Here is a 9,919-nt window from a genome sequence, read left to right as displayed (position 1 = left end):
CAGGCGGGACACATGTAGTCCTCCCACACGTCGATTTTCGGAGCTTCGGGATCGCCTACGGTCACGGCGCCGTCTTCGGAGATGGAAATCTGCGGGTCGGCGGTTTCGGCGAAATTAAGGGACACGGCCTCCCGCTTGAAGGGTCCGATTTCGTTCTGCGCGGCGATGACCACGGCGACGACCGCGATCACGATGATGCCGGCGATGGCCGTCAGCGTCATCCACATGCCTCGGGACGACGATCCATTCAACGCCTTACTCGTGGCGCTCTGTGACTTCGCGTTCACGTATTCCTCAAACCCTTCTTCGGCGCGGCCCGGGTGGCAAGCGCTGTGCTTTCACATCCACCTGGTAGTGGACTTGTCATCTAACGACAGTACGCATTTCGCTTTCACGAGCCTAGTTCCCGACATCATTCAAGGGAAACTTCAGAGCCGTTACTCAGTAAATGTTTGTTTCCGGCCGCTCATCCCTCAGCCGCTCCCCAGGCTGGCGCCCGTATAGCCTGAATACAGCGAGCGCGAAAGGGGCAGCGAGGCGATGTCGTGGGCGGAGAGACTGCAGGGAGTTCTCGTCGCGCTCGCCGCTCTGGCCGGCATCGCGGTCGGCCTGGCCACCTATGTCGGAGACTTCGGCGAGTATCTCGTTCTTCCCTGCCTCGTGGCGATGCTCACCGCAGTGTTCGTGCAGATGGATCCTTCCTATGTCGGGCAGGTGCGGGACGCCAAGCCCGTCGTGGTGGCCTCGCTGGTGCTCAACTTCGTGGTCACACCGCTCCTGGCGTGGGCGCTCGGGTCGTGGCTGCTCGCCGATCAACCCGACCTGCGCATCGGGCTACTCCTCCTTCTCGTCACTCCATGCACCGACTGGTATCTCGTCTTCACCTCGATGGCGCGCGGGCACACCGGCGTCGCGGCCGCCCTGCTACCAGTCAACCTCGTGCTCCAGCTCGCGTTGCTGCCGATGTATGTGTTGTTACTCGGCGGGAAATCCGCCGCCATCGAACTCACCACACTTGTCGAGTCGGTGTTGTTGGTGCTGGTCGTGCCGCTTGCGGCGGCGGTCGTCCTGCGCGCCCTCGCCCGCCGCATACCTGACCCCGCCCGGGGCACGCAGCGCCTCACGGATGCGGCGGCGTTCGCCGTCATGCCGCTGCTTCTCCTCGCAGTCGCCGGAATGCTCGCCTGGCAAGCGCAGGAGGTCGCCGACAATGCCGGGGTGTTCTGGAAACTTCTCGCGCCGCTCGCGATCTTCTTCGTGCTTGCACCACTACTGGCAAGTATGACGGCGGGCCTGCTGCGCGCCCCCGGCCCGGAGCGCGTAGCGCTGGTGATGACCACCACCGCCCGCAACTCCCCCATCGCGCTGGCGATCGCCGTTGCGGCATTCCCGGAAAGGCCGCTCATCGCGGTGGCGCTCGTAATCGGCCCTCTCGTCGAGCTCCCGATCCTCGCTGTCCTCGCGCAGATCGTCCGTCTCCGCAGCCCCGCGAAGCACGAGACCGCCTGAACCAGAACGATCCCGGCAGTGCGGAATTAGCAGGGAGATTCCCAGTTGGTCGAGCGGTCGAGCCGCCGTGCATTGAGAGCGTTCGTGTCGCCGCCGGCCGTGGCCTCCGCCGAGCAGAGCGCGTCAAAGTTGTCGCCAAAGTCCTGCACGACCGCGTAGATCTGAGCACCTCCCGACTCGCCACGGATCGACGGGCACACCCCGGGCGGGTAAACGACGGCTCCGGGATTGTTTGCCAGCGCGGCGTTGATCTCGCCCGCGACGTCACCGCTATTACCCATGACCGACTGGACGATGAGCACGCCTCGCCCGTCGCATTCGGGCACGACCTGTGCAGACGCCGGCACTCCCGATATGAGTGGGTAGTTCGAGCGGCCGGCACCCTCGCCGTCCATCGGTCCACTCGGTGCCGTCGTGGGTTCGACGGTCTCGGTGACAGTCGTGTTTCCGGACTCGGTCATCGTGGTCGACCCGTCCGCCGCCCCCGTGTTCTGCTCGTTCGACGCGGCCTCTTCATTCGTCGTGACGGCGAAGCTCGGATCATCAGCTAGAGAATCGGAATCTCGCTTGTCTGTCACAAACCACACGATTGCGGCGGCGACAACGATGACGATGACTACGGCTAGAACGATCGAGGCGATGAGCGGACCGCGTGATCGCCTCGGCTCGTCCCACCCTTCGAAGGGGGCGCCATTGGGGTGATTGGAAGGTCGCGGGACGATCATCGTCTCCTCCAGTCGAGGCTAAAAAGCTCGGCGATCAGCATGTGGGCAGTTCCAGCCGATCGGATTTCGCGTTCGCGCTGCTGATCAACAGCGCAAACTGGTCGAGATTGCCCTCTGGCAGAAGCGCGTACGTCGGTCGCTCGGAGCCTGGTATCTCGGCACTGGCGATCGTGCACGCGTCGTTTCCGAGCCCTTCGGGATCCGTCAAACTCACGCGCGAATCCCGGTTCTCGCGGCTACCGTAGTCCGCGACCACCACCGACGCGCTTTCGCTCGCGCACACGATCCGCGCATCCTGCCCCTCGCTCGGTTCTCGCGACCCGCAGGTAAGCCCCTTCCACCCGGAACCGTTTTCGCGGTCGGAAACGATGCCCGGGAACGCGTCCGCGATCTTCGCATCCGCATCGGACCAAGACGGCCGGAAGACGAGGAACCATGCCGCCGCTGCCGCCACGAGCAGCAGCACGAGCAGTGTAGCCAGCGACGCGACGACGACGGTTCCGACCGAACTTTGTCGCTGCATCGGCCTTTGAGAGTAGTGAGGAGGTGGCGCCGCGTAATTCGGCTGCATGGGCATGGGTGCGCTGTTCGGCACGTATTGCCTGGTCGCAAGGTCACCCGATGGCGGCACGTGCGTGCGCGTCGTGGCCTGGGCGGAATCGGCGCCCGCCAATGCGTCGATAAACGCGCTCGCCGTCGGATGCCGATACGCCGGCGCCTCCGCGAACGCCTTTGAGAAAACGCTTGACAGTTCGTCGCGGACGCCATTTTCGCTCGCCGCTACGGTGAGTTCACGCAACCGCGGCATCGGTCTTTCGCCTCGCCACTCCCCTGTCGACATCGTGTCCTTGAGGGTGTTGAGGGTGAGCATCTCGAACGCGATGAGAGCCAGCGCGTAGTTATCGCTGGATGCCGTCGGCTGATTATGCTGCGACGTATCGGCTCCGTGCGAACGGCCCGGGTACAGCTCTGGCGCCGTGTACGCCTCTGTGCCGATCATCATGTCGAGGGTCGTCATACGTGTTTCGTCCGGCGTGAGACTGATCCCGAAGTCCGTGAGAAGGCTGCGGGCCTCGAAACTCGAGCGCTCCTCGGGCACGAGAATATTTCCGGGCTTCACGTCCCGGTGAACGATTGGCGGCTTGACCCGAAGATGGAGATAGTCGAGCGCAGAAGCGATGGGCCGCAGCAGCGCGACTGTCTCCGCGACGGTGAACGGCTCGCCGCGTTCCCGCCTGCGGCGAATTTCGTCGGCCAGCGTCTGCCCAGGAACATAATCCATCACGAAGTACACCGAACCGGCGTCGGTCACGCCCGAGGAATGGATGGACACGATCGCCGAATGCCGCGTGTTCGCCACCATCTGCATCTCGGAGTTGAAGCGTGCGAGAGCGGCATTGCGTCCGCCCGAATCGTCGGTGTCCGCTCCGACGGCACCTGCCGACAGCTGCTTCACCGCAACGTGCCTACGCAGCGCCGGATCAAATGCCTTGTACACGACTCCCATCCCGCCGTGTCCGATCTCGACAAGATCGGTGAGCCCGAACCGCTGCGAGAGGTGGGCGGCAAGATCGGTGGATTCCATAAATGTGTTGATCCTCGAACGTCGTGCTCGAACGCGTACGCGCTCAATCGGTCAGTGGGCGTCGAGAAGAATGTTAGCTGCTCTCGCTCGTGGTCAGGCGAGAATTAGCGACCGAACAGCCTATTCGCACCGGCAGACCTCCAGGCACCTCGGAAACGAGAAAACCCCCGGCTCGAAAACCGGGGGTCTCTCACTGCGGTGGAGCTGCGGGGAATTGAACCCCGGTCCTGTGCAGCATCGGTAGGGCTTCTCCGTGCGCAGTTCGCTAACTGCCGTTACTCGGATCTCGCCAACCCGCGAACTAGTAGGCGAAGGCGATCCCAGTCACTGTGAGATGTCCCGAACGAGCCCGTGACCAACTCGAACGGTAATCCCTCTAGCTGATGCCAGGAACCGGGGCGAGGGCGACCCCGGGCTGACAGACTTGCAGTCGCTGATTAGGCAGCGAGTGCGAAGTCGCGCTGATTGTTATCGGCGCTTAATTGGTTGCCATGACGCTTAACGGTGGTCTCTGGCCTGCACCGGCACGCTTCCCCTACGTCAACTCACACAGTCGAAACCACATCAGCCCCGTAGGCCCGACCACAAGTGGCCAGGAGAGTGAACTCTACTCCACGTCAGAGCCTTCGGCAAGATATGGAGTTTCGCCCTTCGGGAACGTCACGACGATCTTTCCGCGTGCGTGCCCACCTTCGACAACGCGCATGGCGTCGTGCGCATTCCCAAACGGGATGACGTCGGACAACGAAATCTCGAAATCCCGGCGCCGCGCGCGCTCGGCGATGTCGCCGAACACCTCGGACGTGCGCCGCCTGCGCACACCGGATCCGCCCACCTCGGCGACAGTCTCCTTGTCTGCGAGGCTCCGGATCCGCCTGCTGCGACCGTTGCCGCCGGCCGATCTTTCCACCAGCGCCGCGAGCTCGCGCAGCGCGTCCCCGCCGACGCAGTCGATCAAAGCATCGACGCGCGAAGGCCCACTGACATTGCGCACCGCTTCGCTCACGCGCTCGGCCAGACCGGGCCCGGACGGTACGTGGCGAACGCCGCGTAGCTCGACGAAGTCCTTCTTCTCCTCGCTGGCTACACCGAAAACGCAAGCTCCGGCCATCGCGGCGAATTGCGCCGCATGGATTCCCACTCCGCCACCTGCTCCGAGCACGACGACATTCTCGCCGTGACCGATATCGAGCTCGCTCACCGCGTCGAACGCGGTGCCGACGGCCACGGGAATGCACGCGGCGCGCTCGAGGCTCAACCCCGACACCGCTCCCGCGACACTGGATTCTTCAAGCAGCGTGCGCTCCCCCAACGCGCCGACCCCCTCGGCGCACGAACCGAAGACTGTCGCGCCCACGGGAAAGGCCGGTGGAATTGGCTGTCCCGGCCGCACGCGCGCAGCCGCAAACTCCTCGCTCTTCGGAGAACGCCACGAATCGACGACGATCCCGGCGGCCTCTCGCCCCATCGCCATGGGGAATTCGACGGGAAATCCCGCCTGCCGCGCACCGGAACGCACCTTGATGTCGGCCGGATTCACGCCTACGGCGACGGTTTCGATGAGCACGGTACCCGGACGCAACACCGGCTCCGGAACGTCGAGAAACTCCTCGACCTCCGGCCCTCCGTACGAGTTGAATCCGTAGATCTTCATCGTCACCCGCTCCCGTTTCAAGTTCGTATGCGGCCTCCACGCGGATTATCCCCGAATGGCCAGCGCGAACGGCAGCACGGCCTCCGCCCCTGCGAGCCGCAGCTCCCGGGCGCACATCGTCAGCGTCCAACGACTTGCGACGACATCGTCGACGAGCAACACGGTCCGGCCCGCGACGGCCTCGGCCTGCTCCGGGCTCAGCATGAACGTTCCGTGCACGTCGCGCAGCCGGAATGCGCTGTTGACGTCGGGCCCGCCGTGCTCGCGGACCTGCGTGATGTCGCCGAGGTCGTCGAGCTTGCCGGTCGCCGCAAGCTTCGCGGCGAGCGAGCGCACCGTCCGCGGCCGCCGGGTGCTCGGCACCGCGATGACGCTGTCGGGGCGCTGAGCCCACGGCCACTCGGCCAGCACCTGTATGCACAGCTTCCCGATATCTTCGGGAACGTCGCCGTCATCCGCGGATGGGGAAAGGAACTCTCGCAGCCGCTGCCCAGGCCCGAGGTCGGTGAGGCGTGCGATCGCCCGTCCGGGTTCTGCCCGCTCGCCCGGCGGGATCTTTCCCTTGAGTTCGACGCCGAGGTTCGGCATGCCCGTGGGCCACTGGGCTCGCGGGTCGATCACTCGTCCCACTGCGGCGAGGGCGCGGCGGGCGGTGCGCTCGGCATCCTCACTCACCTCGCCGGACCACCACACTCCACTACAGTTGTCGCAACGTCCGCAGTCGCGTGGGTTCGGATCGTCGAGCATCTCGGTGAGGAACCGCATGCGGCACTCGCCGGTGGCCTCGTAGTCCTCCATCGCACGCGCTTCGGCGCGGCGCACCGCGAGCACCCCGTCGTATCTTTCCGCGTCGTATGTCCAGCCGGCGCCGGTCGATTCATAGCCGCCGCGCACGCGCCTCACCGCGCCGTCGACGCTGAGCGTCTTGAGCAGCAGTTCGAGCCGGTTTCGTCGCGCTCCGACGCGCGTTTCCAGCGCCGGCACCGACAGCGTGCCCTCGGCCTCGAGCGCACGCAGTACCGCCTCGGCGTCCTCCTGCGAGGGCATCGACGCGGTCGCGAAGTACTCCCAGATCTCCGCGTCCTCCGCGCCGGGCAGCAACAGCACATCCGCGGATGACGTCGCACGTCCCGCACGCCCGACCTGCTGATAATACGACACCGGAGACGAAGGAGCGCCGACGTGAATGACGAAACCCAGGTCGGGCTTGTCGAATCCCATGCCGAGGGCGGACGTCGCCACGAGCGCCTTGAGTTCGTTGTTCTTGAGCTTGCCCTCGAGGCGTTCGCGTTCGTCGGGATCGGTGCCTCCGGTGTACGCGGCGACGTCCCACCCCGCGTCGCGCAGCGCGGACGTGGTGTCCTCGGCCGCGGCGACGGTAAGCGTGTAGACGATGCCCGACCCGTTGAAGTCGCCGAGGTGCTCGGCGAGCCACGCGATGCGCGAGGCCGCCGATCGCGTCGTCGGCGCCACCCCGAGCCGCAGCGAGGTGCGGGCGAGCTCACCGCGCACGACCAGGGTGTCATCACCGAGCTGCTCTGCGACGTCCCGGGCCACCCGCGAGTTCGCGGTGGCTGTCGTCGCGAGCACCGGCGTGCCGGCGGGCAGTTCGCGGATGATGGAGCTGATGCGCCGGTAGTCGGGCCGGAAGTCGTGGCCCCAGTCGGAGATGCAGTGCGCCTCGTCGACGACGATCATCCCGGTGTCGGAGATGATCTCGGGCAGGATCGTGTCGCGGAAGTTCGGGTTGGTCAGCCGCTCGGGCGAGACGAGCAGAACGTCGACCGTACCCTCCCGCAGCTCGGCGTGGACCTCGTCCCATTCGGTGGCGTTGGCCGAGTTGAGCGTGCGCGCGGTAACCCCCGCGCGGGCGGCCGCGGCGACCTGGTCGCGCATGAGAGCGAGCAGCGGCGAGACGATGAGCGAGGGACCGCGCCCTTGGGCACGCATGAGCTTCGCCGCAAGAAAGTACACCGCGGACTTTCCCCAGCCGGTGCGTTGGACGACCAGCACGCGGCGGCGCTCGGCGACGAGAGCCTCGATCGCCTCGAACTGGCCGTCGCGCAGCTGCGCATCCGGGCGTCCGGTCAGCGACGCGAGGAGCCGGGTGGCGTCCTGGAGGAGCTGACCGTCCGCCGTCATCCCGGGATGCCCTTGATGCGGCGGCCGACTTCGCGCACGGCCTCGCGTTCCATGGTGCGACGGCGGAGGGTCTCGCGCTTGTCGTGGATCTGCTTACCGCGGGCGATGGCGAGTTCCACCTTGACCCGGCCTTGACTGAAGTAGAGGGACAGCGGCACGAGAGTGGCGTTGCCGTCGCGCGTCTTGCCGAAGAGCTGGTCGATCTCGCGGCGATGTAGCAGAAGCTTGCGGGCGCGCTTGGGCGCGTGGTTCGTCCACGAGCCGTGCGAATACTCGGGGATGTGGAGCCCACGCAGCCACACCTCGCCCGCGTCGATCGTCGCGAAGGCGTCGACTAGAGAGGCCTTGCCCTCGCGCATGCTCTTGATCTCCGTGCCCACGAGCGCCACTCCGGCCTCGAAGGTCTCGAGGATCGTGTACTCGTGTCGCGCCTTCTTGTTCGAGGCGACGATCGAGCCGTCCCTTCCGAGCGAGGACGCGCCCTTCTTCTTCGATTTGGTCTTGGACATTTCGCCCTCCCTTCGGTTGCTTCGGCCCGTGCGGGCAGAAGATCCACCGTAGTACTACCGGCGGCGAATGCCAAGCACGAAATCCAGGTTCGATTCTAGGCGGCGTTCGCTCCCCCGGTGTCGCCGGTTCCGTCGGACTGTCCGGTGCCGGCGCCCTGCGCCGTGCCACCCTCTGCCCCCTGGCCGGAGGCGTCGCCCTGGGTGCCCTGGCCCGTCTGGTCGCCGGTGCCGTCGGTGCCCGTTCCGGTACCGTCCCCGGTATTTGCGCCGGAGTCGCCCGTGCCGCCGGTCTGCGAGCCGCCCTGTCCGGTGTTGCCCTGGGTAGGCACCTGGGAATCACCCGCACCCTGGTTACCGGGCGTGGGGTCGGCCGACTCGGCGCCGGTCGGTGCGGTGCTGGCGTCTTGGGCGTCTGTCGGCTCGGCCTCCGACGTTTCCGTCGCCGAGGTCTCGCCCGTCGGCTCGGTCGTCTCCGACGGGTCGGCGGTGTCCGAGGCCTCTGCGGGGTCGTTCGCGGGCACCGTCACGAGCGGATCTTCCTTGACCCATAAATACAGCAGCAGAACGAGGAGGAACGAAATTATCAGGACCGCCGACGAGCGCGACATGCTCACGAACTGGCGGGTGATCTTCCACCGCTCGCCCCAGTCGAGCTCCTCGTGCTCATCGCTCTCGTGCCCGGCATGACCGGGGCCCGCGCCTGCTCCGCTTTCGCTCGGTTCGTGGGTGACCTTTGGATCCCACCGATCATCGTCGACCTCGGGAGGAGTGTCGGCGGTGGCGGTGTCGTCCGCTGTGGCCTCGGGTTTCTCGTTTCCCGTGATCTTCCGCATTGGCCGGGTTTCGTCGACACTGTCGCCGCGAGTGCCGCCGTCGCCTGCAGGATCGGTACGTCCGCCGTCAGAGGTGGGTTCGGTGCCCTTGCGGCTCAAGTCTTTATCGTCTGCCACCGTAATTCCTCCTAGCTGCTCTGCTCGCCGGCGCCGGCCTTGGACAGCGTGCGCATGCGGCGGGAGATGACCGAACGCATGCGGCGGGAGACCTCCCACTGCTTGCCCGGAAGGGTTCGCACAAGGATGCGGATAACGGTCTCGTCGAGGTTAATCGACTCCACACCCATTACGGTCGGCTCGTCGAGCAGGAAGTCCTTGATATATCGGTCGTCGACGATCTCGTGGCAGACCTCTTGCAACGCCTCCTGGGCCTCGCCGATATCCGTCGACGCCGGGACGGGCACGTCGATGAGCGAGCGCGCCCAGTCGCGCGACTGGTTGGTCGTGCCCACGATCTGGCCGTTGGGCACAGTGACGACCTCGCCGTCGATGGTGCGCAGCTTGGTCACACGCAAGGTGACGTCCTCGACCGTGCCGGACACCGTGGTCCCGCCATCGATCGTGACCATGTCGCCGTAGCCGTACTGGCGCTCGGCGATGATGAAGAATCCCGCGAGGAAGTCCTGCACGATCTTCTGCGCGCCGAAACCGATAGCCGCACCGAGAATGGTCGCGGGCGCGACCAGAGCCACGAGGTTGACGCCGAAGCGCAGCAGAATCTGGACGACCGCCAGCACGTAGACCAGCGCGATCGCCACGTAGGACACGACCTGCACGAGCGCGTGGAGGTGCTTGGAATCCTCGGACAGCACGAGATTGTCGCTCTCGGCGTGCCGGTTGTCGATGCGGCCGGTCCACATCCTCGCGACCTTCTTGATGATGCGCGTGGCGATCATCGCGATCATGACGATGAGGACGATCTCCAGGCCCTGATTTCTGAGCCAGAAGAGCATCGAGTCGAA

The 9,919-nt window shown here is 65.8% G+C and carries 8 protein-coding genes, 1 other RNA gene and 1 pseudogene; 1 reads left to right on the top strand and 9 read right to left on the bottom strand.

What is annotated here, in order from left to right:
* Positions 1-221: pseudogene (locus tag K8V11_RS13060) on the bottom strand (protein-disulfide isomerase); the annotation flags it as partial.
* A gap of 319 nt (positions 222-540) precedes the next feature.
* Between K8V11_RS13060 and K8V11_RS13055 the strand changes: the two are divergent.
* Positions 541-1,509 (top strand): arsenic resistance protein, encoded by a 969-nt coding sequence (locus K8V11_RS13055; RefSeq protein ID WP_303915111.1) that lies wholly within the window; start codon positions 541-543, stop codon positions 1,507-1,509.
* A gap of 26 nt (positions 1,510-1,535) precedes the next feature.
* On the opposite strand, the gene K8V11_RS13050 is transcribed toward K8V11_RS13055, so the two are convergent.
* From K8V11_RS13050 to K8V11_RS13015, 8 genes are all read right to left on the bottom strand, one after another.
* Positions 1,536-2,234: a hypothetical protein gene (locus K8V11_RS13050; protein ID WP_303915108.1), complete on the bottom strand. Its 699-nt coding sequence runs from the start codon at positions 2,232-2,234 to the stop codon at positions 1,536-1,538.
* A gap of 34 nt (positions 2,235-2,268) precedes the next feature.
* Positions 2,269-3,819 carry a serine/threonine-protein kinase gene (locus K8V11_RS13045; RefSeq protein WP_303915105.1) on the bottom strand — a complete coding sequence of 517 codons (1,551 nt, stop codon included), beginning with the start codon at positions 3,817-3,819 and terminating at the stop codon, positions 2,269-2,271.
* Between the two features lie 196 nt (positions 3,820-4,015).
* Positions 4,016-4,391: a transfer-messenger RNA gene (ssrA, locus tag K8V11_RS13040) on the bottom strand.
* 35 nt (positions 4,392-4,426) lie between these two features.
* A complete protein-coding gene (locus tag K8V11_RS13035; protein WP_303915114.1) occupies positions 4,427-5,473 on the bottom strand; it encodes a zinc-binding dehydrogenase in 1,047 nt (348 codons plus the stop codon).
* Positions 5,474-5,518: 45 nt separating this feature from the next.
* Positions 5,519-7,615, bottom strand: coding sequence for a RecQ family ATP-dependent DNA helicase (locus K8V11_RS13030; protein ID WP_303915102.1), 2,097 nt, complete (start codon positions 7,613-7,615; stop codon positions 5,519-5,521).
* The gene (gene smpB / locus K8V11_RS13025) at positions 7,612-8,124 is read right to left on the bottom strand and encodes an SsrA-binding protein SmpB (RefSeq protein ID WP_303915100.1); all 513 of its coding nucleotides are present in this window, start codon (positions 8,122-8,124) and stop codon (positions 7,612-7,614) included. The genes K8V11_RS13030 and smpB overlap by 4 nt, the downstream gene beginning before the upstream one ends.
* Before the next feature lie 95 nt (positions 8,125-8,219).
* Entirely contained in the window at positions 8,220-9,074 is an 855-nt protein-coding gene (locus K8V11_RS13020) for a hypothetical protein (protein ID WP_303915097.1), read from the bottom strand.
* Between the two features lie 11 nt (positions 9,075-9,085).
* A partial coding sequence (locus K8V11_RS13015; protein WP_369693082.1) for a mechanosensitive ion channel family protein occupies positions 9,086-9,919 on the bottom strand: 834 nt, incomplete at its 5' end.

The sequence above is a fragment of the Dietzia timorensis genome (genome assembly GCF_020742175.1).
Taxonomy (GTDB): Bacteria; Actinomycetota; Actinomycetes; order Mycobacteriales; family Mycobacteriaceae; genus Dietzia; species Dietzia timorensis_A.
The sequence above is the reverse complement of the archived record's forward strand: the minus strand, read 5'-3'. Positions and strand labels throughout refer to the sequence as shown.

What these genes read in the sequence shown, in the direction of transcription:
- K8V11_RS13055 (WP_303915111.1), top strand. Translation starts at nt 541, where the DNA reads ATGTCGTGGGCGGAGAGACTGCAGGGAGTTCTCGTCGCGCTCGCCGCT.
- K8V11_RS13050 (WP_303915108.1), bottom strand. Translation starts at nt 2,234, where the DNA reads ATGATCGTCCCGCGACCTTCCAATCACCCCAATGGCGCCCCCTTCGAA.
- K8V11_RS13045 (WP_303915105.1), bottom strand. Translation starts at nt 3,819, where the DNA reads ATGGAATCCACCGATCTTGCCGCCCACCTCTCGCAGCGGTTCGGGCTC.
- K8V11_RS13035 (WP_303915114.1), bottom strand. Translation starts at nt 5,473, where the DNA reads ATGAAGATCTACGGATTCAACTCGTACGGAGGGCCGGAGGTCGAGGAG.
- K8V11_RS13030 (WP_303915102.1), bottom strand. Translation starts at nt 7,615, where the DNA reads ATGACGGCGGACGGTCAGCTCCTCCAGGACGCCACCCGGCTCCTCGCG.
- smpB (WP_303915100.1), bottom strand. Translation starts at nt 8,124, where the DNA reads ATGTCCAAGACCAAATCGAAGAAGAAGGGCGCGTCCTCGCTCGGAAGG.